This window comes from Streptomyces sp. NBC_00385, from assembly GCF_035917155.1.
GTDB classification, from domain to species: Bacteria; Actinomycetota; Actinomycetes; order Streptomycetales; family Streptomycetaceae; genus Streptomyces; species Streptomyces poriferorum.
On record NZ_CP107951.1, the window covers coordinates 2,034,929 to 2,058,305 of the forward strand.

At 71.2% G+C, this 23,377-nt stretch carries 18 protein-coding genes; 8 read left to right on the forward strand and 10 right to left on the reverse strand.

Annotated features, from left to right (window positions below; translation table 11 throughout):
- Window positions 1–79: 79 nt before the first annotated feature.
- The 3 genes from gltX to OG959_RS08850 all read right to left on the reverse strand — a co-directional run bounded on the left by gltX (window position 80) and on the right by OG959_RS08850 (window position 2,596).
- Window positions 80–1,552: a glutamate--tRNA ligase gene (gltX, locus tag OG959_RS08840; protein WP_326657654.1), complete on the reverse strand. Its 1,473-nt coding sequence runs from the start codon at window positions 1,550–1,552 to the stop codon at window positions 80–82.
- Window positions 1,545–2,321: a fumarylacetoacetate hydrolase family protein gene (locus OG959_RS08845; protein ID WP_326657655.1), complete on the reverse strand. Its 777-nt coding sequence runs from the start codon at window positions 2,319–2,321 to the stop codon at window positions 1,545–1,547. Before OG959_RS08845 ends, gltX begins: the two co-directional genes overlap by 8 nt.
- A gap of 83 nt (window positions 2,322–2,404) precedes the next feature.
- Window positions 2,405–2,596, reverse strand: a complete 192-nt coding sequence (locus tag OG959_RS08850) for a hypothetical protein (RefSeq protein ID WP_219571314.1) — start codon at window positions 2,594–2,596, stop codon at window positions 2,405–2,407.
- Window positions 2,597–3,174: 578 nt separating this feature from the next.
- Between OG959_RS08850 and OG959_RS08855 the strand changes: the two genes are divergently transcribed.
- The 8 genes from OG959_RS08855 (at window position 3,175) to OG959_RS08890 (ending at window position 13,680) form a co-directional block, all read left to right on the forward strand.
- The gene (locus tag OG959_RS08855) at window positions 3,175–6,870 is read left to right on the forward strand and encodes a nitrate- and nitrite sensing domain-containing protein (protein WP_326657656.1); all 3,696 of its coding nucleotides are present in this window, start codon (window positions 3,175–3,177) and stop codon (window positions 6,868–6,870) included.
- Window positions 6,871–6,879: 9 nt separating this feature from the next.
- Window positions 6,880–7,293: a roadblock/LC7 domain-containing protein gene (locus OG959_RS08860; protein WP_006127850.1), complete on the forward strand. Its 414-nt coding sequence runs from the start codon at window positions 6,880–6,882 to the stop codon at window positions 7,291–7,293.
- Between the two features lie 134 nt (window positions 7,294–7,427).
- Entirely contained in the window at window positions 7,428–7,835 is a 408-nt protein-coding gene (locus tag OG959_RS08865; protein ID WP_148021032.1) for a DUF742 domain-containing protein, read from the forward strand.
- Window positions 7,816–8,397 carry a GTP-binding protein gene (locus tag OG959_RS08870; RefSeq protein WP_073738725.1) on the forward strand — a complete coding sequence of 194 codons (582 nt, stop codon included), beginning with the start codon at window positions 7,816–7,818 and terminating at the stop codon, window positions 8,395–8,397. Before OG959_RS08865 ends, OG959_RS08870 begins: the two co-directional genes overlap by 20 nt.
- Window positions 8,398–8,744: 347 nt before the next feature.
- Complete coding sequence (locus tag OG959_RS08875; protein ID WP_326657657.1) at window positions 8,745–11,972, forward strand: nitrate- and nitrite sensing domain-containing protein; 3,228 nt, start codon at window positions 8,745–8,747, stop codon at window positions 11,970–11,972.
- Between the two features lie 10 nt (window positions 11,973–11,982).
- Window positions 11,983–12,396 (forward strand): roadblock/LC7 domain-containing protein, encoded by a 414-nt coding sequence (locus OG959_RS08880; protein ID WP_018551717.1) that lies wholly within the window; start codon window positions 11,983–11,985, stop codon window positions 12,394–12,396.
- Window positions 12,397–12,485: 89 nt separating this feature from the next.
- Window positions 12,486–13,118 (forward strand): DUF742 domain-containing protein, encoded by a 633-nt coding sequence (locus OG959_RS08885; RefSeq protein ID WP_326657658.1) that lies wholly within the window; start codon window positions 12,486–12,488, stop codon window positions 13,116–13,118.
- Window positions 13,099–13,680 (forward strand): GTP-binding protein, encoded by a 582-nt coding sequence (locus OG959_RS08890; RefSeq protein ID WP_014048542.1) that lies wholly within the window; start codon window positions 13,099–13,101, stop codon window positions 13,678–13,680. The genes OG959_RS08885 and OG959_RS08890 overlap by 20 nt, the downstream gene beginning before the upstream one ends.
- A 230-nt stretch (window positions 13,681–13,910) precedes the next feature.
- Here the strand turns inward: OG959_RS08890 and OG959_RS08895 are convergent, their stop codons facing one another.
- The 7 genes from OG959_RS08895 to OG959_RS08925 all read right to left on the reverse strand — a co-directional run bounded on the left by OG959_RS08895 (window position 13,911) and on the right by OG959_RS08925 (window position 23,370).
- Window positions 13,911–14,114: an acyl-CoA carboxylase subunit epsilon gene (locus tag OG959_RS08895; RefSeq protein ID WP_326657659.1), complete on the reverse strand. Its 204-nt coding sequence runs from the start codon at window positions 14,112–14,114 to the stop codon at window positions 13,911–13,913.
- Window positions 14,115–14,180: 66 nt separating this feature from the next.
- Complete coding sequence (locus OG959_RS08900; protein WP_326657660.1) at window positions 14,181–15,764, reverse strand: acyl-CoA carboxylase subunit beta; 1,584 nt, start codon at window positions 15,762–15,764, stop codon at window positions 14,181–14,183.
- Between the two features lie 153 nt (window positions 15,765–15,917).
- A complete protein-coding gene (locus tag OG959_RS08905; RefSeq protein WP_326657661.1) occupies window positions 15,918–17,156 on the reverse strand; it encodes an ABC transporter substrate-binding protein in 1,239 nt (412 codons plus the stop codon).
- Window positions 17,153–18,172 carry a hypothetical protein gene (locus OG959_RS08910; RefSeq protein WP_326657662.1) on the reverse strand — a complete coding sequence of 340 codons (1,020 nt, stop codon included), beginning with the start codon at window positions 18,170–18,172 and terminating at the stop codon, window positions 17,153–17,155. The genes OG959_RS08905 and OG959_RS08910 overlap by 4 nt, the downstream gene beginning before the upstream one ends.
- Window positions 18,172–19,596, reverse strand: a complete 1,425-nt coding sequence (locus OG959_RS08915) for a zinc ribbon domain-containing protein (RefSeq protein ID WP_326657663.1) — start codon at window positions 19,594–19,596, stop codon at window positions 18,172–18,174. Before OG959_RS08915 ends, OG959_RS08910 begins: the two co-directional genes overlap by 1 nt.
- 70 nt (window positions 19,597–19,666) lie before the next feature.
- Window positions 19,667–21,964, reverse strand: a complete 2,298-nt coding sequence (locus OG959_RS08920) for a serine/threonine protein kinase (RefSeq protein ID WP_326657664.1) — start codon at window positions 21,962–21,964, stop codon at window positions 19,667–19,669.
- A complete protein-coding gene (locus OG959_RS08925) occupies window positions 21,961–23,370 on the reverse strand; it encodes a serine protease (protein ID WP_326657665.1) in 1,410 nt (469 codons plus the stop codon). Before OG959_RS08925 ends, OG959_RS08920 begins: the two co-directional genes overlap by 4 nt.
- Window positions 23,371–23,377 lie beyond the last annotated feature (7 nt).

A 23,377-nucleotide genomic window follows, 5' to 3' on the forward strand; every position in this document is an offset into this window, starting at 1 on the left:
GCGCGCCGGAACGGACGGAGGGCCCGGCGGCCGCTGTGCGCGGCCGCCGGGCCCGTCCCTGTCCTGTCCGTCCGCGTCGTTACGCGGCCAGCTTCGCCAGTGCCGCGTCGATCCGGGCGATGGTGCGCTCGCGGCCCAGGATCTCCAGGGACTCGAAGAGCGGCAGGCCGATCGTGCGGCCGGTGACGGCGACGCGGACCGGGGCCTGCGCCTTGCCGAGCTTCAGGCCGTGCTCCTCGCCGGCGGCGAGGATGGCGGCCTTCAGGGCCTCCGCGTTCCACTCGGCGGCGATCAGCTTGGCGCGGGCCGTCACGAGCAGGGCGTCGGAGCCCTCCTTCATCGCCTTGGCCCAGGACGCCTCGTCGGTCGCCGGCTCGTCGAGGAAGAGGAAGTCGACGTTGGCCGTGATCTCGGAGAGGACCGTGACCCGGGTCTGGGCGTGCGGGGCGATCTCCGCGAACACGTCCGCGTCGAAGGCCTCCGGGGCCCAGGGGGCGAACGGGGCCTGCAGCCAGGGGCCGCACGCCTCGGTGAACGTCTTCACATCCAGCTTGCGGATGTGCTCGGCGTTGATGTGCTCGCACTTCTTGAGATCGAAGCGGGCCGGGTTGGCGTTGACGTCCTTGATGTCGAACGCCGCGACCATCTCGTCGATGTCGAAGATGTCCCGGTCCTCGGCGATCGACCAGCCGAGCAGCGAGAGGTAGTTGAGCAGCCCCTCGCGCAGGAAGCCGCGCTCGCGGTAGAGGTTCAGCGAGGCCTGGGGGTCGCGCTTGGAGAGCTTCTTGTTGCCCTCCCCCATGACGTACGGCAGGTGGCCGAACGCGGGGGTCTGCTTGGCGATGCCCAGTTCGGTGAGCGCCGCGTACAGGGCGATCTGGCGCGGGGTGGAGGAGAGCAGGTCCTCGCCGCGCAGGACGTGGGTGATCTCCATCAGCGCGTCGTCGACCGGGTTGACCAGCGTGTAGAGCGGGGCGCCGTTGGCGCGGACGATGCCGTAGTCCGGCACGTTCTCCGGCTGGACGGTGATGTCGCCACGGACCAGGTCGGTGAAGGTGAGGGCCTCGTCGGGCATCCGGAAGCGGACGATGGACGTACGGCCCCCGTCCTCGTACGCGGCCTTCTGCTCCGCGCTCAGGTCGCGGCAGTGACCGTCGTAGCCCGACGGCTTGCCGGCGGCGCGGGCGGCGTCACGGCGGGCGTCGAGCTCCTCGGTGGTGCAGTAGCAGTGGTACGCGTGGCCGGCGGCGAGGAGCTTCTCGGCGACATCCTTGTAGATGTCCATGCGCTGCGACTGGCGGTACGGGGCGTGCGGGCCGCCGACCTCGGGGCCCTCGTCCCAGTCGAGGCCGAGCCAGCGCATCGCGTCGAGGAGCTGCTGGTACGACTCCTCGGAGTCGCGCGCCGCGTCGGTGTCCTCGATGCGGAAGACCAGGGTGCCCTGGTGGTGCCGGGCGAAGGCCCAGTTGAAGAGAGCTGTCCGGACCAGGCCCACGTGGGGGTTGCCGGTCGGGGAGGGACAGAAACGTACGCGGACTGGTGCGTTAACCACGCTTGATCACCTTGTTGGTGAGAGTGCCGATGCCTTCGATGGTGACGGCGACCTCGTCGCCGACATGGAGGGGTCCGACCCCTGCCGGAGTGCCGGTGAGGATCACGTCGCCCGGAAGCAGCGTCATGGCTTCCGTGATGTGGACGACCAGGTCCTCGATGGAGCGGATCATTTCGCTCGTCCGGCCGAGTTGGCGTTGCTCGCCGTTGACGGTGGCCTGGATGGCGAGGTCGCCGGGGTCGAGGTCGGTCTCCACCCAGGGGCCCAGCGGGCAGGAGGTGTCGAAGCCCTTGGCCCTGGCCCACTGCTTCTCGCGCTTCTGGGCGTCGCGCGCGGTGACGTCGTTGGCGCAGGTGTAGCCGAAGATGACGTCCTTGACCCGCTCCCGGGGCACCTCACGGCACATCCGGCCGATGACCACGGCCAGCTCGGCCTCGTGGTGCAGTTCGTCGGAGAAGGAGGGGTACTCGATGGCGTCGCCGGAGCCGATCACCGAGGTGGTGGGCTTGAAGAAGGCGACGGGGACGTCGGGGACCTCGTTGCCGAGTTCCGCGGCGTGCTCCGCGTAGTTGCGGCCGATGCCCACGACCTTGTTGGGGAGCACCGGCGGCAGCAGGCGGACCTTGCTCAGCGGGACCTTGGTCCCGGAGAGCTCGAAGTCGGCGTACGGGATGCCCTTGATGATGTCGAGGACGAGACCATCGGGCCCGTCGCCCTCGACCGCGCCGAAGGCGACATTGCCGTCGATGGAGAACCTGGCGATGCGCACGGGTTGCTGTCGCCCCTCACTTGCTGGGTAGCTGAAGACTGACGCTCCAGGCTAACGCGGGTGAGGGGCCGTTCCGTGCGGGATTACTCCGCGGCGGCGGTGACGGCTGCGGGGGCGGTCATCAGGATCGTGCGGCGCGGGTTGGCCGTCTGCGTCGGCAGGTCGAGCGCGTGCTCCGGCCGCTCCGGCGTCTGCAGCGCTTCGGCGTCCTTGAGGTGCGCCAGCGTGGTGCGCCGGGGGTTGGCAATGTTGCGGAACATCATCGTCGTCTTCATCTGCCGTACGGACCCTGTCGGTAGGGGCGCCACCCGGAGGGGCGCCGGTTGTCGGTTTCGCCATCCCTGTAAAGCGTCAGGCTAAACATCCAATTCCCTCCGGAGACCCGGAAGAGACGGCGATCATCCTGTGAGTTTGCTCACGAAGTGCCCGACAATCCCGCCAATTCGGACGGCCGGTACGCCGGGAAGAAACGGACATTGCATCACTGAATCCACCATTCCGCTCCTGATCATGTCGACTGGGACACCGATCTCCCCGACCTGATTCACCCGCAATCGTCCGGTATGGCAGTGAACGGTCTACACGTCTTGTTACGCCGCCATCACAACGTGTCACGCAGGTCACAGCCCGGTACCTGGCCCTTGTTGGAGATCCGGCACTGTGCTGGAATTCCACGCACCGCCGCGGGTTTCAAGCCGGCGCGCAGGGGCGCTACGCAGCGCCGAGTGGCGGCGGGAAGGGGAAGTGCGCCGGTCACTCACGACCACCATGGGGCGGTACAACGCCCCACGACGCCGACACCGTTCCTTCCGTCCATGACGGGAGAACGCCTGGTCCAGAGGTTGCGACGCTAGTGCAGGGACGTTTCAAGAGGGATGGCAGCGCTGCGGCGGAACAGGAGCCGCGCGGCGGGACCGACCGCGGTTCCTCGCCCCAGCACGCCCAGAACCCCGGACCGGCCGCGGCCGGCGACAACAGCGAGCGCGACCGGCGCCCCGGCTCCACGGCGGGCGGTGGGGCCGATCCGGCCTCCGCGCCCAGGTCGCGGGGTCCGGTCAACACGGGATCACGAGTAGCTCTTCGCAACTGGCGCATCAGCACGCGTCTGGTCTCCCTGCTCGCCCTCCCCGTGGTCGCCGCGACCACGCTGGGTGGTCTCCGTATCAACGACTCCATGAACGACATCCAGCAGCTGGAGCACATGCAGCTGCTCACCCGGATGACGAAGCAGGCGACCTCGCTGGCCCAGGCGCTCCAGGAGGAGCGCGACCGGTCGGCGGGCCCGCTGTCCAACGGGGTGCCGGCGGACGACTTCAAGGTCACGGAGCCGCGGAAGAAGACCGACCGCGCGAAGAAGGCGTTCTTCACCGCGACGAACGACATCGGTGACACCGAGGGCGACGAGGCCCTGGAGAGCATCCACTCCAGCGTCCAGCAGATCGCCGCGCAGCTCGGCAGTATCCGCGACATCCGCAAGCAGGCGTACGCCGATGACAGTCCGAGTCTTCAGACCGTCGACGCCTACAGCCAGCTGATCGCCTCGCTGCTGAGCCTCTCCCAGGACATGGCGCAGGCGACCAGCAACCCGGAGATGATCAAGCGGACCCGTGCCCTGGCGGCCTTCTCCTCCGCCAAGGAGTACGCGTCGGTCCAGCGCGCGATCATCGCCGCCGCACTGCCGGGCGGCAACGACAAGCAGCCCCATCTCGACCGCAACGACCAGCAGTTCGGTGAGGCTGCCCTGAACAAGGAGGAAGCGGCCCGCCGCTCCTTCGAGGCCATCTACACCACCACGGGCCAGAACGCCGACGAGCTGACGTCCACGCTCGACGAGGGCCAGCCCGAGATCAAGGCGGCGGACACCTACGCCAAGAAGGTCCTCACCAACACGAACGGCATCAGCAGCCCCGGCGCCCGCCGTTCGTACATGGACTGGTACGACCAGGACTCCACCAAGATCCAGGCCATGAAGCAGATCGAGGAGACGCTCCTCAGCGACATGGAGGGCAAGGCGCGCGAGCTGCGCGACGAGTCCCAGCGCGAAGCGATCATCTCCGGTGCGCTCATCCTGCTCGTGCTCGGTGTCTCGCTGGTCGGCGCCTTCGTCGTCGCCCGGTCCATGATCCGTTCGCTGCGGCGGCTGCAGGACACCGCCACGCGCGTCGCCCAGGACCGGCTGCCCGAGCTCGTCAAGCAGCTCTCGGAGACGGACCCGCAGGACGTCGACACCTCCGTCGAGTCGGTCGGTGTGCACTCCCGTGACGAGATCGGCAAGGTGGCCGCGGCGTTCGACGACGTGCACCGCGAGGCCGTCCGTCTGGCCGCCGAGCAGGCCCTCCTCCGGGGCAACGTCAACGCGATGTTCACCAACCTCTCGCGCCGTTCGCAGGGCCTCATCCAGCGTCAGCTCTCGCTCATCTCGGAGCTGGAGTCGCGCGAGGCCGACCCGGACCAGCTGTCCTCGCTCTTCAAGCTCGACCACCTCGCGACCCGTATGCGCCGTAACGGTGAGAACCTCCTCGTCCTCGCGGGCGAGGAGCCGGGCCGCCGGTGGACCCGTCCGGTGCCGCTGGTCGACGTGCTCCGTGCCGCCGCCTCCGAGGTGGAGCAGTACGAGCGCATCGAACTGGCCGCGGTGCCCGCGACCGAGGTCGCCGGCCGGGTCGTCAACGACCTCGTGCACCTCCTCGCCGAGCTGCTGGAGAACGCCACGTCGTTCTCCTCGCCGCAGACGAAGGTCCGGGTCACCGGTCACGCGCTGCCCGACGGCCGGGTGCTCGTCGAGATCCACGACACGGGCATCGGCCTCTCCCCCGAGGACCTCGCGGCGATCAACGAGCGGCTCGCGTCGCCGCCCACCGTGGACGTCTCGGTCTCCCGCCGCATGGGTCTGTTCGTGGTCGGCCGGCTGTCGCTGCGTCACGGCATCCGCATCCAGCTGCGCCCGTCCGACTCCGGTGGTACGACCGCGCTGGTCATGCTCCCCGTCGATGTCGCGCACGGCGGCAAGCAGCCCGCTCCGAAGCAGGCGCCGGGCCAGCAGACCCCCGCCCCCGGCGGCCTCCTCGCCGGCGGCAACGCGCCCCGCACCGGTCTCGAGGGCGCTCCGTCGGCCCCGGGCGGGCGGCTCGCCGCCGGTCCCGCTGCCGGCCGCGGCCAGGTCGGCGCGGGCTCCGGTCCGCGTGCGGCCCTGCCGGCCCGCGACGGCGGCTCCAGCCGTCCGCCGAACCAGCCGGGCCAGCCCGGTCAGCCCGGCGGTCAGCAGAACTCGGGCTTCCAGAGCGCCGGCACCGGTCCGCAGGGCCGGCAGCCGGACGCCTCGCGCCCGGAGGCGCCGCGTCAGGGCGGCGGGCTCTCCGGTGCCTTCGGCGGCGGTGCCCGGCTCGGTGCCCGCGGCCAGGGCGACGGCGCCCGTACGGACTCGGGTCAGCCCAGCCTCTTCGACCAGAAGCGTCCGGAGCAGAGTGGTCCCGGCCGGCAGGCGCCCCAGCCGCAGCAGGCCCGGCAGGACGGCCGCGGCGGCGGTTTCCAGCAGCCCGGCGGGCCCGGTCAGAACGACCGTCAGCTGCCGCCGGTCGGCGGTCCGCGTGCGGAACTGCCGGGTGGCAACCCCCAGCCGCAGCGTCCGCAGACCACCAGCTGGGGCAGCAACGAGGAGCCGTCCGCACCGCGGCGCTCCCCGCTCGACGCGCCCCGCGGTCATGAGGAGCCCGAGTCCACCGGCCAGTTCCAGCGGCCGCTGAACCCGCCGCCGCTCAGCCCGCGTCCGCCGATGGACAACCGTCAGGGACCCGGCGCCACCGCCGAGTTCGCCCGCCCGGACTTCTCGGCACCGGCGCCGCAGCAGCGGCCCGCTCCGCAGGCACCGGACCCGGCGAGCACCGCGCAGTTCGCCCGCCCGGACTTCGGTCAGCCCGCACAGGCCCAGGGTCAGCCCGCGCCGCGCCAGCGGGACCGCGACAACGGGGACTTCGGTGCCCCGCGCCCGCCCGTCGCGCCGGCTCCGAACGCGGACTACCGGCCGGTCCTGCCGCAGCAGCCGCAGCCCGAGGCCCTGCCGCCGGCCGGTCCCGGCGACGGCCGTACCCCGTTGTACGACACGCTGGAGACCAACTGGTTCCACGGTCCGCAGCAGGGTGGCCAGCAGCCGCCCGCCGCGCCGCAGACTCCCGGTTTCCCCCAGCAGCCCGCCGAGGAGCGTCCCGCTCCCGCCGCACCGCGTCGCGGTGCGGCTGACACGGGCGCCACAAGCTCCTGGCGTGCCTCGCCGAACGACGAACTCGTCCGGCAGGCGGAGCGGGTGAAGAAGCCCGCGGCAGGCGGAATCACTACGTCCGGTCTGCCTCGCCGGGTCCCGCGTGCCAATCTGGTGCCGGGTACCGCCCAGCAGCAGAACCATCAGTCCGGTCCCCAGGTGTCGCGTGCGCCCGATGATGTGCGCGGGCGGCTGACCAATCTCCGCCGGGGCATCCAGCAGGGACGTCAGGCCAACAACGGCCCGTCGACCGGCAGTTTCCCACTCGGCCCCACTCACCAGCAGGAGCGTTAGTTGAGCCCGATGAGTCAGGCCGCGCAGAATCTGAACTGGTTGATCACCAACTTCGTGGACAACACCCCCGGGGTGTCGCACACGGTGGTGGTCTCCGCAGACGGCCTGCTGCTGGCGATGTCCGAAGGTTTCCCGCGCGACCGCGCCGACCAGCTGGCGGCTGTCGCCTCCGGTCTGACCTCGCTGACCGCGGGTGCCTCCCGGATCTTCGAGGGCGGCGCCGTCAGCCAGACCGTGGTGGAGATGGAACGCGGATTCCTCTTCCTGATGTCCATCTCGGACGGCTCCTCACTGGCCGTGCTGGCCCATCCGGACGCCGACATCGGTCTGGTCGGCTACGAAATGGCTCTGCTGGTGGACCGGGCGGGCACTGTCCTGACTCCGGACCTCCGTGCCGAGCTGCAGGGCAGCCTGCTCCACTAGGCGGCCGTGAATCGGTGACACAGACGATTAGCCCAGGTACCGCACCCATCACTCGCCCGTCCGGCCGCTTACAGCCCCCCCACCGGCCCCTTCAGACGGCAAGCCGACACCCTGCTGTCACGCCCGGAGGATTCATGACCCCGCCACCCGCCTCACCCGATCCGTACGGCGCGTTGAACCGCGCGTCGTACGAAGGTGAAGGCGACCAGCCGCTGGTCCGTCCGTACGCCATGACCGGCGGACGGACCCGACCGCGCTACCAGCTAGCGATAGAGGCGCTGGTCAGCACCACGGCCGACCCTGCGCATCTGGGGACGCTGCTCCCCGAGCACCAGCGGATCTGCCACCTGTGCCGCGAGGTCAAGTCGGTGGCCGAGGTGTCGGCCCTGCTGTCGATGCCGCTCGGTGTGGCCCGGATCCTCGTCGCGGACCTGGCGGAAGCCGGCATGGTGGCCATCCACCAGCCGGGCAACGGAGAGGCCGGCGGCGCGCCGGATGTGACACTGCTCGAAAGGGTGCTCAGTGGACTTCGCAAGCTCTAGCGGCGGTGCAGCCCGGGCCACCACCTCGGCGAAGATCGTGGTGGCGGGTGGATTCGGCGTGGGTAAGACCACGTTCGTCGGTGCCGTTTCGGAGATCAATCCGCTGCGTACCGAAGCCGTGATGACGTCCGCCTCGGCGGGCATCGACGACCTGACCCACACCGGCGGCAAGACCACCACCACGGTGGCCATGGACTTCGGCCGCATCACCCTGGACCAGGACCTGATCCTGTACCTCTTCGGTACCCCCGGACAGGACCGCTTCTGGTTCATGTGGGACGACCTCGTACGCGGCGCCATCGGCGCGGTGGTACTGGTCGACACCCGCCGCCTCGCCGACTGCTTCCCGGCGGTCGACTACTTCGAGAACAGCGGACTGCCGTTCGTCATCGCCCTCAACGGCTTCGACGGACACCAGCCCTACACCCCCGACGAGGTCCGCGAAGCACTCCAGATCGGACCCGACACCCCGATCATCACGACCGACGCACGGCACCGCGGTGACGCCAAGAGCGGTCTGATCACACTGGTGGAGCACGCTCTGATGGCGCGGCTCAAGTAGGCACAAGTCGGTATTGCCGTACGACAATTGCCGTAGTCACGCGGGGGTGGACTGTGTCCTTTGACACGATCCGCCCCCGTGTTCATAACGTTTCGAAAGAGAATTACCCCACGGTCAGCACCCGATGCACACGAGCGGTATCGCTGTGCTCACATGAGCCCCGCCTTTTGGCGGGGCTCGTTCTTTATGCCCGTTTTATCTGAGGCGTGAGCCACTCGGAATCGCACATTCCGACTGTTTGGAACGCGACCGGTAGCCGTGCTGCAATTCGACGAACTCCCGAGTAGTACGGCCCTGAACGAAACACGGCACAACGTAGGTGCCGACGCCGAGAGGTTGTTGGTCGAGTGAGGCGTAACAACGAGGGCGCGACGGCGCAGGCCGAGCGGGGCAACTTCACCCCGCCGGCGCGCACCGTGGCGCCGTCCGCCGATGTGTCCGAAGGGATACCGGCCGGTGGCAGCACCAGCCGGCTGTCCCCGCGCAACTGGCGGGTGCCCACCCGGCTGAACGCGATCCTCCTGATCCCGGTTCTGGTCGGCCTGATCATGGGCGGCTTCCAGGTGAAGGGTTCGCTCGACACCTGGCAGGAGGCCCAGGACGCCGAGAAGACCGCGTTGATCGTGCGCGCGTCCGCCGAGTACGGACAGGCGCTGCTCAACGAGCGCGACCTCACCGCTCAGCCGCTGCTGTCCAACAAGCGCGACTCCGAGATCGTCACCCAGGCCCGGGCCACCACCGACGCGGCCGCTCAGAAGTTCGACGCGGCCGTCAAGGACATGCCCGGGAAGCAGGGTCTGGAGCGCCGCCTCAAGCTGTTCAAGCTGGAGGAGCCCAAGCTCCCGGAGCTGCGCAAGGCCGCCTACACCGCAGCCATGGACCCGGTGAAGACCGAAGAGGGATACACCCAGGTCCAGCACTCCCTGATGGAGTTCTGCAACGAGCTGGGTCTCGGCACCGGCAACATCACCAGCTACGGCCGTACCGTCTACGCGATCGAGCTGGCCAAGGCTGCAGAATCGCTTCAGCGCTCCATCGGCATGCACCTTCTGGTGCGGCCCAGCCGGGAGAGCGGCAAGTTCAACGACCAGGTCAAGGCATTCGGCTCGTACAACTACCTGGAGCAGATCGCCCTCGGCGAATTCGTCTCCGGTGGTACGGAGGCCGACGCCGCCCGGCTGAAGACGGTCATGGCCGGCAAGGCGGCCGAGGGTGCCGCCAAGCTCAAGGCCGCGAAGGAGCAGGCGGACGCGGCCGGTGCGCCGTTCGTCATGCCCCCCACCGTCGACGGCTCGGTATACGACGGCATGGCCCAGCAGATCGGCCAGGGACAGTCGTCCGACACCCTGCAGGCCGACCTGAAGGCCAAGGGGATCACCCCCGAGACCTGGATGGCCGCCGCCACCGCGAAGTTCGACGGCTACACCACGGTCGAGGACGAACTCGTCGACAAGGCGGTGACCGAGGCCGCGGAGATCTCCTCCAGCGCCCGGACCGACGCCATCGTCAACGCCGCGATCGTGATCATCGCCCTGCTGGCCGCCTTCCTCCTGGCCGGGCTCATGGCCCGCCAGATGAGCCGCTCGATGCGCCAGCTGCGTACGGCCGCGTTCTCCATCGCCGAGCAGCGGCTGCCCTCGCTCGTCGACCAGCTCTCCCGGACCGACCCGGGCCGGGTGGACACCCGTGTCCAGCCGATCCCGATCAACACCCAGGACGAGATCGGCGAGGTCGCCCGCGCCTTCGACCAGGTGCACCGCGAGGCGGTCCGCCTCGCGGCCGAGCAGGCCATGCTGCGGGGCAACGTCAACGCGATCTTCACCAACCTCTCGCGCCGCAACCAGTCGCTCATCGAGGGCCAGCTGACGCTCATCACCGACCTGGAGAACAACGAGGCCGACCCGGACCAGTTGGAGAGCCTCTTCCGGCTGGACCACCTGGCGACCCGTATGCGGCGCAACGGCGAGAACCTCCTCGTCCTCGCCGGCGAGGAGCCCGGCCGCCGCTGGAACCAGCCGGTTCCGCTGGTGGACGTGTTGCGGGCCGCCTCCTCCGAGGTGGAGTCCTACGAGCGCATCGAGCTCTCCGGAGTGCCGGAGACCGAGATCCACGGCCAGTCCGTCACCGACCTCGTCCACCTGCTGGCGGAGCTGCTGGAGAACGCCACCACGTTCTCCTCGCCGCAGACCAAGGTGCGGGTCACCGCGACCCGGCTGCCCGACAGCCGCGTGATGATCGAGATCCACGACAAGGGCATCGGTCTCACCGCCGAGGACTTCGCCGACATCAACCACAAGCTGGCCAACCCCCCGACGGTGGACGCCGCGGTGTCCCAGCGCATGGGTCTGTTCGTGGTCGGCCGCCTCGCCGACCGGCACGGCATCCGGGTCCAGCTGCGTCCCTCGGGCGAGCAGGCCGGGACCACCTCGCTGGTCATGCTGCCGGACGCGATCACCCACGGTGGTGGCGGCGACGGCGCTCCCGCGCAGGACGACTTCACCGTCTCCTCGATCATTCCGCAGCAGCAGGCGTTCGACGCGGCTCCGCTGCAGCCCCAGATGCGTACGGCGGCGGAGCTCGGCTTCGACGACTCGCGCTACGAGGAGCCGTCCGCGGACTCCCCCCAGCTCGACCCGGTGGGCCGCTCGCTGATGCGTGAGGAGCGCCGTGCGGCGCTGGAGGCGCAGACCGGCAGTGAGCGCCCGCCGTTCCCGCAGCTGGAGGAGCCGCAGCAGCAGTACGCCGAGGCCCCGTACGGCGAGGCCGCCTACGCCCCGGACCAGTACGCCCAGGAGCCACAGGCCGGCGGACAGCAGGAGCAGCAGTACGAGCAGCCCGCGTTCGAAGGCGGCTACGACCCGTACCGGGGTGACACCGGCTATGCCGGACAGTCCGGCTACGGCGGCGGCCAGGACGGCTACCAGGAGACGCAGTACGCGGCTCCCCAGGCACCCGCGCAGGCCTACGACGGGCAGTACGCCGCCCAGCCCCAGCAGGAAGAGTGGGCTGATCAGGGCACGTACCAGGGCGCGTTCGCGCCGGTGACGCAGGACGGGCCGGAATCTCTTCCGAGCGCTCCCGCACCTTCGCAGGAACGCGTAGGCTTCGACCGTTCGGGACCCGTCCCGAACGCCGGACACGAGCTGACCGATGCCGGTCTGCCGCGCCGCGGCGGCCAGCAGCACTGGCAGCCCACCGGCCGCGGCAACGAGCAGCCCGTCGCCGAGCAGCAGGCGCCGCAGCAGCAGGAGGAACTGCCGCAGCGGCAGCCGTCGCCCGCACAGACGGAGGAGACCGGTCCCGAGGACTGGCGCTCGGCGAACGACGAGCGCTGGGAGCGGGCCGAGAAGCTCCGGGAGCCGAAGGCGGGCGGGGTCACCCCTTCCGGTCTTCCCCGGCGCGTACCCAAGGCCAATCTGGTCGAGGGCACGGCCGAACAGACCCAGCAGGGCGGCCCCCAGGTCTCCCGCGCCCCGGAGGACGTGCGTGGCAGGTTGAGCAACCTGCGACGTGGCGTGCTGCGGGGACGTAACGCGGGTTCGGACACCAGTAATACCTACAACCAGGAGCGTTAGTGTGAGCCCGATGAGCCAGGCGGCGCAGAATCTGAACTGGTTGATCACCAACTTCGTGGACAACACCCCTGGGGTGTCCCACACGGTGGTGGTCTCCGCCGACGGACTCCTGCTGGCGATGTCCGAGGGATTCCCGCGCGACCGTGCGGACCAGCTGGCGGCTGTCGCCTCCGGTCTGACCTCGCTGACCGCGGGTGCCTCCCGGATCTTCGAGGGCGGCGCCGTGAATCAGACAGTTGTGGAGATGGAGCGAGGATTCCTCTTCATCATGTCCGTTTCCGATGGATCTTCGTTGGCCGTACTCGCACACCCGGACGCCGATATCGGTCTGGTTGGGTACGAAATGGCCCTTCTGGTCGACCGCGCCGGCAGTGTCCTCACTCCGGACCTCCGTGCCGAGCTTCAGGGAAGTCTTCTTAACTAGTAGACAGACAGTGCGTTTCGCGTCACCGCGCCATAGGGTGCGGTGGCGCGGACCCACTGGGATCGGGACCGGCAGGCGGAGGAGGAATCGTGGGTACACCCCCAGGCGGGCACCAGTTCAACGGTGGTCAGCGAACTCCGGGTGAGCACGGGGACAATGGTTTCGGCTTCCCCTCCACACCCGGCAGACACGGCGCGCAGCAGCCTTATCAGCCATACCGGCAGCCGGAGCAGCCCCAGCACGTCCAGGGCTCTGACTGGCCGCAGCAGCCGCAGCAGCCCCATCGGCCGCAGCGCCCGCACCGGTACGACTCCCCGCAGCAGCCCCGCATTCAGCCGGTGCAGCCGCGGCGGGCCCCGGAGCCGGCGGCGCCGGCTGCGCACAATCCGCTCGTGCGTCCGTACGCCATGACAGGTGGACGGACCCGACCGCGCTACCAACTCGCCATTGAGGCGTTGGTCAGTACTACGGCTGATCCGTCCCGGCTGCAAGGGCAGTTGCCCGAGCACCAGCGGATCTGCCGGCTGTGCATCGAGATCAAGTCGGTGGCCGAGATCTCGGCCTTGCTCTCGATCCCCCTCGGCGTTGCCCGGATCCTCGTAGCCGACCTGGCTGAGGCCGGACTCGTCGCTATCCACCAGCCCGGCGGCGACGAGTCCGCCGGCGGCCAGCCAGATGTGACACTGCTCGAAAGGGTGCTCAGTGGACTTCGCAAGCTCTAGCGGCGGAGCGGCCCGCTCCACTACCTCGGCGAAGATCGTGGTGGCAGGGGGCTTCGGCGTGGGTAAGACCACGTTTGTCGGTGCCGTTTCGGAGATCAATCCGCTGCGTACCGAAGCCGTGATGACGTCCGCCTCGGCGGGCATCGACGACTTGACCCACACCGGGGACAAGACCACCACGACGGTGGCCATGGACTTCGGCCGCATCACCCTGGACCAGGACCTGATCCTGTACCTCTTCGGTACCCCCGGACAGGACCGCTTCTGGTTCATGTGGGACGACCTCGTACGCGGCGCCATCGGCGCGGTGGTACTGGTCGACACCCGCCGCCTCGCCGACTGCTTCCCGGCGGTCGACTACTTCGAGAACAGCGGACTGCCGTTCGTCATCGCCCTCAACGGCTTCGACGGACACCAGCCCTACACCCCCGACGAGGTCCGCGAAGCACTCCAGATCGGACCCGACACCCCGATTCTCACGACGGATGCGCGGCATCGCGCCGATGCCAAGAGTGCGCTGATCACTCTGGTGGAGCATGCGCTGATGGCGCGCCTGCGGTAGGCCCTTCCGGGCCCGGACTTATGTGAGGCCCCGTGCTCCCCCGGGTGGGAGCGCGGGGCCTTTCGTGTGGTGCGCCCGGCCTCCGGCCGGGCTTCGTCCTCAACCTCCCCCATAGCCTGAAGGGCATGGGAGGTGCCCCCTCGACGGGCTCGATGCGGCCGGGGCGGCCGGGAATGACTGATGCGGCCACACCGTGTCGGTGTGGCCGCATCGAGGGCGTGCTCGAAGCGTCAGCCCTGCCAGCTGTGCGGGGCGCGGAAGCCCGGGGTGCGCTCCAGGCGGCGCCAGCCCGCGGTGTTGCGGCCGAGGTGGACGGGGGCGTCGGCGGGCTGGGAGGCGGCGCGGGCGAGCAGGACCGCCGTTATGGCGGCCAGCTCCTCGGGGTCGGCCAGACCCTTCTCGACGCGCAGCACGGACTCGGTGGCAGTGCTCATGTGTGTCTCTCCGTCTATTCGGCAGGTCTTCGCGGGGGCCTTGCAGGGTTGCTGCGGGGCCGCGGACTACTGCGGGGGGTTGCCGTGCTTGCGGGACGGCAGGTCGGCGTGCTTGGAGCGGAGCATCGCCAGCGAGGCGATCAGGACCTCGCGGGTCTCGGCAGGGTCGATGACGTCGTCGACCAGGCCGCGCTCGGCGGCGTAGTACGGGTGCATCAGTTCGGCCTTGTACTCCTTGACCATGCGGGTCCGCATGGCCTCCGGGTCCTCGGCGTCGGCGATCTGCCGGCGGAAGATGACGTTGGCGGCACCTTCGGCGCCCATCACCGCGATCTCGTTGGTCGGCCAGGCGTAGGTGAGGTCCGCGCCGATGGACTGGCTGTCCATGACGATGTACGCACCGCCGTAGGCCTTGCGGAGGATCAGTGAGATCCTCGGCACCGTCGCGTTGCAGTAGGCGTACAGCAGCTTCGCGCCGTGCCGGATGATTCCACCGTGCTCCTGATCGACGCCGGGCAGGAAGCCGGGTACGTCCAGAAGAGTGACGATGGGAATGTTGAACGCGTCACACATCTGGACGAAGCGGGCGGCCTTCTCGCTCGCCTCGATGTCCAGGACCCCGGCCAGGGCCTGCGGCTGGTTGGCGACGATGCCGACGACGGAGCCGTCCAGGCGGGCCAGCGCGCAGATGATGTTGCGGGCCCAGCGCTCGTGGATCTCCAGGTAGTCGCCGTCGTCGACGAGCTCCTCGATGACCTTGTGCATGTCGTACGGGCGGTTGCCGTCGGCCGGGACCAGGTCCAGGAGGACGTCGCCGCGCCGGTCGGCCGGGTCGTCGCTCGCCACGGTGGGCGGGTTCTCCCGGTTGTTCGAGGGCAGCATCCCGATCAGGTAGCGGACCTCGGCGATGCAGGTCTCCTCGTCGTCGTACGCGAAGTGCGCGACGCCCGAGGTCTCGGCGTGCACATCGGCGCCGCCAAGGCCGTTCTGGGTGATCTCCTCGCCGGTGACCGCCTTGACGACGTCCGGTCCGGTGATGAACATCTGCGAGGTCTCGCGGACCATGAAGACGAAGTCCGTGAGGGCGGGGCTGTAGGCCGCGCCGCCCGCGCACGGGCCGAGCATCACGCTGATCTGCGGGATGACACCGGACGCCCGGGTGTTGCGCTGGAAGATGCCGCCGTAGCCGGCGAGGGCGGAGACACCCTCCTGGATACGGGCGCCGGCGCCGTCGTTGAGCGAGACCAGCGGGGCACCGGCCGAGATGGCCATGTCCATGATCTTGTGGATCTTCGTGGCGTGGGCCTCGCCCAGCGCGCCGCCGAAGATCCGGAAGTCGTGTGCGTAGACGAACACCGTGCGGCCGTCGACCGTGCCCCAGCCGGTGATGACACCGTCGGTGTAGGGCTTCTTCGCCTCCAGGCCGAAACCGGTCGCCCGGTGCCGGCGCAGCTGCTCGACCTCCTTGAACGAACCCGGGTCCACGAGCAGCTCGATGCGCTCGCGCGCCGTCAGCTTGCCCTTGGCGTGCTGTGCCTCGGTCGCCCGGTCACTCGGTCCGCGCCGGGCCTGCTCGCGCAGTGCCAGCAGTTCCGCCACACGGCCACGGGTGTCGCTCGGCTCGCCCTGGGTTTCGTCCACAACGGTCATGTACCGACCCTACGAAGCCGGCCTGGGAAATGCTGCCGTCGACTCCGCACAGTCTCCTGCCCGGTTTACTGGTGGAGCCTGACAGAAGCCTTGGGCCATGCAGGCGAAGTACCAGCCCGTACCCGTCTTCGTTTGTGGATGTTCCACAAAGGTTCACTGTGGTCTGCCGCACACCCCGGTCAGCCGGCGGGTGTCCGATGGCTGGGCGTCCTGGACCTTCTGGATGTCCGCCAGCCTCGACCGTACCGGTTCCGCGGGGTGCGCCATCGTGAGCAGCACGGCCTCGTAGAACGCGTCCCGCACCGCCGCCGGCATCACGTCCGACGCGTCCAGGCAGAGCGGCACCCGCTGGTCCGTGAAGCGCCGGCTCACCTGCTGGTCGACCGTACCCGTCTTGGGCCGGACCGCGGCATTGGCCGAGAACACCCCGCCCGTGCGGCCCCACTCCTCCTGGGCGTCCCGGGAGGCGAGCCGCCGGATCATCTCGCGGGCCTGGCCACTCCGGCCGAAGAGCGCCGCGAAGTCGGCGGACACCTCGTGGGCCTTCACCGTATAGGGGCCGCCGGGCAGCAGCGGCGCCGAGTCCCCGAAGGCGGCCCGGTCCTTGTCGTCGCCGTAAAAGGCTCGGGCGAAGGAGCCCTGGTGCTCCAGGTCGCAGCCGCCGCCGAAGAGGAGTCCGTGACTCCCGGCCGCTCCGCGGTGGTCGGCCAGCAGCATGTCGCCCGCCCGGTCCGGGTCCTGGGCGAGCATCCCGGCCCAGGTGGTCCAGGCGGCGACCACGCGGTCGTCGGTCCAGTCCAGGGCCCCGGTCGCCCAGCGCGCGTACAGGACCGGCCCCGCGCGCTGGAGGATGAGGTCCTCGATCCAGTCGCTGCCGGGCCAGCCGGACGCGCCGTCGTCGCCCATGCCGATGCACCAGGAAGCCAGCGGTGCGGGGCTGCCGCCCGGGGCCGTGCCGTCGCGGTACCAGACGATGGACTTGAGGTCGGCCTTGAGCGGTACCCACAGATCGCCGTCGACGCCCTGGGCACCGGGCCGCCACGGGTTGCCGTACTCCTCGGGGTCGTACAGCCCCTTCAGGGAGCGCAGCCGGCCCTCGTCCGCGTACTCGACGAGCTCGCCGACCCCCGGCAGGATCGCGATGTCGGGCGGGTCGCCGGCCTGGACCTCGGCGAGCAGTACCTCGCGGGTCGCGGCGGTGCCCTGGTAGGTGTACGGGATCCCGAACCCGTCCAGGACGTCCTTGAACCGCTGCTCCTGATCGTCGGTCCACGGGCCGAGGATCGTCACCTTCGGTTCCTCGTCGCTGCCGCCGGGGGCGGCGAGTCCGCAACCGGCCGCGGTCATGAACAGGGCCAGGACGAGCAGGAGCGCGCGGGGGTACGGGATCATCCGGCCCTCCAGTAGTCGGCGTTCAGGCGCCGGACGATACCGATGACGGGCAGCAGGACGATCAGGGCGCCGCCGCCCAGAGCCCCGTAGTACGTCCAGCTCTGCCAGCTCCGGGCGGCCAGCCGGCCGCGCAGGGCGGTGGAGTAGTCGGTGACGTACGTCTGGGAGGCGACCAGGTCCGCGTGGTCGTGGGCCCGTCGCTCGATGGCGACCAGCCGGTGGCGGGCGGTGTCCAGCCGTTCCTGGGTGTGGGCGGTGGCCCACAGCGGGACGACGGCGAGCGCGACGGTCACGAGCAGCGCCGCCAGTAGCCAGGGGTCCTGGCTGCGGCCGCAGCGGGTGCGCAGCACCCACAGGGCGCTGAGGCAGGTCAGGGCGAGGACCAGCAGGCCGATTTCGGCGACCGCCCAGCCGGTCTGCTGAAGGGAGCCCAGCGAACTGACCCGGTCCACGCGCCGCATCTGGTGCTCCTGGAGGACGTCCAGGCGCGGCACGACCCCGGTGCCCGGCCGGTCGAGGATGGTTCTGGCCTCCGTGAACTTCTCCCTCTGCATCAGCTCGTCGTGCACGTACTTGACGGCGCCGGGCGTGATGGAGCTGCTGTACGAGGTCAGCAGGCCCTTGACCGTCTTGAGGACGCCGCGGCCGCGTTCCCCGTCGATCTGTACGTCGGAGAGCCGGGACAGGCCCTGGTCGGCGGCCGCCAGCTGGTTCTCGTACCGCGCTCCGGCGCCGACCACCTCGTCGATCCCGTTCTCGAGCGAGTTGTTCGCCTCCTGGTGGGCGCGCAGCAGGGCGAGCTGGGTGGCGGCGGCACCCTGGACGGCGGGTGCCCCGCCGGTGCGCATCTCGCCCGCGGCGTTCTGCACCTCGCGATACGAGACGAGCAGGGCGGTCATCGAGACGAGCGCGGTCACCACCATGACGACGAGGTGCCGTTCCAGCAGCCGCCTGGTGCGTGAGCGGGTGCGGCGGCGGGGCCGGAAGGCGTGCGTCCACCGGGTCGGCGAGGGCATCACAGACTCCTTCCGCAGGCGATGCAGAACCGGGCGCGGGGCCCGGCGAGATGGCGGCAGTGCGGGCACTTCACCGGCTTCCCCGTGGTGTGGCCCGGCAGTTCCAGCCCGTGGCCCGAGGCGACGTGCAGCTGTCCCCGGCGTACGGTCCCGCGGTCGACGGTCGGGCCGACCCGGACCAGTCCGCGCGGGCCGTCGAGGATGTCGGCCACCTCGCGCACGTCCTGGAGCACCCAGGCGGCGCCGATCTCGGTGGCGAGCCGGACCGCGAGGCCGAACTGCTGCTCGGCCTCGTCGCGGCTCATCGGGTCGAGTGCGGCGTATCCGCGGTTGAGGGCGGTCCGCATCTGGGTGGCGGCGTTCATCGCCTGGAGCGTGCCGCCCCCGCCTCCGGTGGCCCCCGCGCCCACGGCGACTCCGGGCGGCAGCCAGCGGACCAGCAGCGGGGCGGTGGCGTCCCCGACGGAGACGGTGGCCAGTTGCAGCAGCACGCCGAGCGGGTCGGTGCTCGCGTCGGCGTGCACGGTGAGGAGGTAGTCGCGGGTGCCGGGCTCCCACTGGTGGGTGGGGAAGCGGACCCGGTACGGCTCCCCCTGCCCCGTGGCGGGTGTGAGCCGTTGCTGGCGGGGGGCCGTCTCGGTCAGTTCGACCGCGCGCACCGCGGGACGCGCGGTCACCACGACGGGCAGTTCGGGGCTGCGGACCCGGCGCAGCCGTCGCAGCGCCCCGGTGACCGCGGGGCCGAACCGGTCGGGGGCGTGCTCGGCGGTGCCGTGCAGGCGCTCGACGACGGCGAGCAGCGGCGCGGGGTCCCAGTCGCCGCCGACCGCCAGCACGTCCGCGGTGAACACGCCGTCGCAGGTGGCGAGTTCGTCCCCGAGCGCGCCCCCGTCCCCGTCGGGCCCTGCCTCGTCCGCCGGGTCCCGGCCGCTGCCGTCGGTGATCAGCAGCAGGTGCCGCAGTGGCAGCGGGCGTTCGGCGAACAGTGCGCGGGCGGCGGTGAGCCAGGCGGGGTAGCCGGGCGGCGGCCGGTCGTCCGCCGCCGGGACGATCCGGCCCGCGCTGAACGCGGCGCGGCGCTTCTCCATCGTGTCGGCCAGCGCCCACCGGCCGCGCAGCGGGTAGCAGCGGGACGGCTCCCCGCTCTCGTCGGCGCCGCCCAGGACGGCGAAGGAGACCCCGTCGGGCAGGGCGCGCAGCGTGGCGGCGAGGGCGGCCGCCGCGGACTCCCGGCGCCCGGCGGCGACGTCCAGCGCGATGACGACGGCGAGTTCGACGGCGGGCACCTCGTCGTGGGGGCCGGTGCCGGCGGCCTTGACCCGCAGATGGGCTTCGATCCGGGTGTCGTGGTGCGGCTGCTGGTCGCGCCGGACGTCCAGGGAGACCTTGAACTCCAGCCCGGACGAGGGGGCGATGGCGCCCATGGACTGCCTCCAGGGGTACGGGACGGGGTGTAGGTCCTGCGGTCGGGCCGGGGCCCCTCGGTGACGGCCGTCAGAAGCGGGTCTGCGGGCGGACCGCGTGGGAGAGGTCGATCAGCCGCTCGTATTCGGCCGGTCCCTGCCGCTGCCGGGCCAGCCAGCGGTAGCACTGCTCCAGCTCCGCCCGTACCTCCCGCTCCCCGCGAACGGCCGGAGGTGGCAGCCCGATCCGCAGCAGGCCGCCCCGGGGATGGAGGTCCCGGCCCGCGGCGCGGACGGCGTCGAGCTTCCACTCGTACAGCTCGGTGCGCAGCAGCCAGGCCGCCTCGTCGCCCGTGACCACCGGGGACGGCGTGCCCGGCTCCGGCGCGAGAGCGGCCAGACAGGCGTCGATCTCCGCCTCCCCGGGCAGCGGCCGGTCCCCGGTCGCGAGCCGGGCCGCCCTGATGCGGAGCGCGGCGATCCGGGCGACGGTGTGGTCCCGCGACTCGTCCGGCACCAGGTCCAGGACCTCGGTCGCCGCGGTCCGGTCGCCGCGCGCCAGAGCGAGCCTGGCCAGGCCCAGGGCCGCGCCGACGTGCGAGGGATTGCGGGCGTGCACGGCCCGGAAGAGTTCGTACGCCGAGGGGCCCGCCCCGGCCGGCCGGCCGTCGCCGAGCTGTTCCGCGCTGTACGCCAGCGCCAGCTTGGCCGCGTACTCGCCCGGCAGGGCCCGGTGCACGGCGGAGAAGTGCTCCAGGGCCGCTTCGAGCATGGGCTGCCGGTCGTCCAGTACATCGGCGCTGCGCAGCGCGACGAGGCCCCAGTGCCAGCTGAGCCGCCACTGCCGGACGGGCCCCGGGCCCGGTATCGCGGCGGCTGCCTGGACCTGCTCCCGGGCCGCCGCCAGGGCCTCGTCGCCGTCCTGGCCGAGCAGCAGCCGGGCGTTGTGCAGGCAGATCTCGACCGACCGCTCCCCGCGGTCCGGCTGGGTCAGCGGCTGTCCCGGGTCGTAGCTGCTGACCCCGAACCGGGCGGCCTGCGGGTCCCGCGGATAGGGCCGGGGCACGGGCAGCCTGCGGGCGATCTCGGTCGGGGTGGGCAGCCCGGAGTCCAGCACGGGCGCCCGAGGGGTCTCCCGGCGGCCGTACAGCGGGCGGCGCAGCCAGTGCGCGTAGTCGGGTACCGAGCCCAGGCGCGAACCGAGCAGTTCGGTGGACGGGGTGAAGTAGGCGGAGGGTTCGGGCTGATCGCGCTTGCCGCGCAGCGCGCGGATCTCACGCAGCACTCCGCGCAGCTGGCCCGCCATGTCCTCGGCGGAGCCGAACCTGCGCTCGGGGTCATGGGCCGTGGCCCGTTCCACGACCAGGCGGAACGAGCTGATGCCGAGCCCCGGCACGTCGTCGCCGACGGCCCAGCCGGCCAGTTCGGCCAGGGTGACCCCGACCGTGTGCACGTCGTGGGCGACGGTGAGGGGGCCCGTGCCGTCCGTCTCGGGGGCGGCGAACCACGGGGTGATGACGGGCGGCGGGTCGACGGCCCCCGCCTTGCGGACGCCGCCGAGGTCGATGACCTTGATCCCGTCCAGGTGGTGGATGACGTTGGACGGTTTCATGTCCCCGTACAGGAAGCCCATGCCGTGCAGATGGGCGAGGGCCTCCAGGATCTGGCAGCCATAGGTGATGACGTGCTCGATGTCGAGGACGAAGGCGCCCTGACGGGTCGACTCGATGACGGCCGTCAGGGTCCGGTCGCCGACGTCCTCCATCACGATGTAGCCGCCCGACACGGTGCCGTCCGCGTTGCGGGTGCTGACGAAGTCGCGGATCTGGACGATGCGTTCGTGCCGGATGGCGACCAGGCTGCGGCGCTCCTCGCCGGCTTGGGCGGCGCCGCGTTCCGCGTACCGGTTGAGCAGGCCCTTGACCGCGACGAAGTCCTCCAGGTGGGTGTCCTCCGCCAGATAGACCCAGCCCTGGCCGCCGTGGGCGATGGGGCCGCGGATGCGGTACTGGTCCTGGAGCGGTGGCCCGTCCTTCGTCAGCTCGGGGCGGTAGGAGTACGGGGCGCCGCACTGCGGGCAGTACCCCTCGTCCGGTGGCGGGGCCGCCGTGTGCGGCGGAACGAGCGAGGTGCGGCACGCCTCGGCCGAGCACGTCATCACGATGCGGACCGGCTGCTCGGCGGCGGCGAGGCGCTCGGTGGGGCTGCCGGGGTCCAGCAGCGGGAGTTCGAGCAGTCCGGCGGGGCCGTGCCGCTCGGGGGCGGTGGGCAGCGGCGGCAGTCCGGGGGCGCTCTCCTCGCGGCCGCAGGTGTCGCAGTAGCCGGTCGACCGGACCGCTCCGCCGCAGGGTGCGCCGGTGAAGCGGCGGTGCGGGCACGGAATCCTCATCGGCGCTCCGCCGGTCCGCGTCCGGGCCGCTGGCCCGGCAGACCGGGCGGCGCGGGATGATCCGGCTGCCCGGCTCCGTTCGACCGGTCGAGGTCGTCGCGTAACTCCCTCAACAACTGCTTCAGTTCCGTCAGCCGGTCCTGCGGATCGGCCAGCATGCCCAGTTCCCGCAGCCGGTGGCGGCGGGTCGCCGCGTCGACCGCGGGGCGCGGTACCAGGGAGGCCGATTCCACCATGCCCCGCAGCGCGGCCCACTCCCGCTCGATGTGCTCGACCCGGCGCACCAGCACTTCGGCCCGCTCCTCCAGGGCGGGCAGCAGCAACTGCTCCGCCACCTCGGTCAGTCCGGCACCGTCGGCGCGGCGGAAGACGACGAGCAGCCGGAATCCGAGCGTCCTGACGCGTGCGAGGAGCGACACGAGCGCGACCGGGTCGGGGTCCTCGTCCAGCCCGATCACGGCGAGCACGGGCCCCGATCCGGCGGGCAGGCCGCCGTCCGAGCGGTCCGGGGCCCTGCCGCCCTCCATCAGCCAGTCGCGGTAGGCGTTGCGCTGGTGGCGGGGCGGTCGCAGCTGCGCGACCAGGGTCTCGACGAGTTCCTCGCGCCGGGTGGCGCCGCCCCGGCAGACGAGGTGGGCCCGGTGGAGCTGGTGCTGGAGGGCGCGGTCGCGGCCGGTTCCGCGCGCGACGACCCCGAACCGCACCGCCGGCTCCTCGCCACCCGCGAACCAGTGCCGCAGCCGCCGCTCCAGCCCGCGGTCCCAGCCGTCCGGCCCGCTGAGCTCGGCGACGAGCGGCACGAGGGCGGCGATGCGGTCGACGGGGATCATGTACGAGATCGCCAGGCCGTGCCCGGTGGGCGGCGCCGGGTCCGTACCGGGCCGGTAGCCGACTACGAGACCGACGACCTCCTCCGTCCCCGGCCGCTCGCCGCGGGTCTGGACGGCCGCGCCGCTGAACCCGGGGCGCACCTGCTCGGCGCCGGTCCCGGCGGCGAGCTGCACCCAGTCCCCGTGCAACCCGCTGATCCGGCCGCTGAGCCACATCCCGTCGTCGAAGGCCTGGGCGTAGCCGCCGATCCACACCTCCCGGCCGCGCTCCAGCCGGCGGGCCAGCGGTGCGGGCGCCGCCTGCGGGCGCGGGCTGTCCAGGGCGAGCACGGCGATGTCCTCGCCGGCGGCCCCGCCGAGGCCGGGCAGCCAGCCGTCCGGGGCGACCCGGGCGCCGACCGGCGGGATGCCGGGGCTCTCGGCGAACTCCACCCACATCCGGGCGTCCGCTTCACCGACGACGTGGGCGCAGGTCAGCATCCGGTCCTGGGTGAGGAGCACTCCGGCCCCGCACACCGGTCCGTCCGCTCCGCCGCGGCGTAGCCGGAGCCGCCAGTCCGCTCTCAACTCCCCCATAGCTACC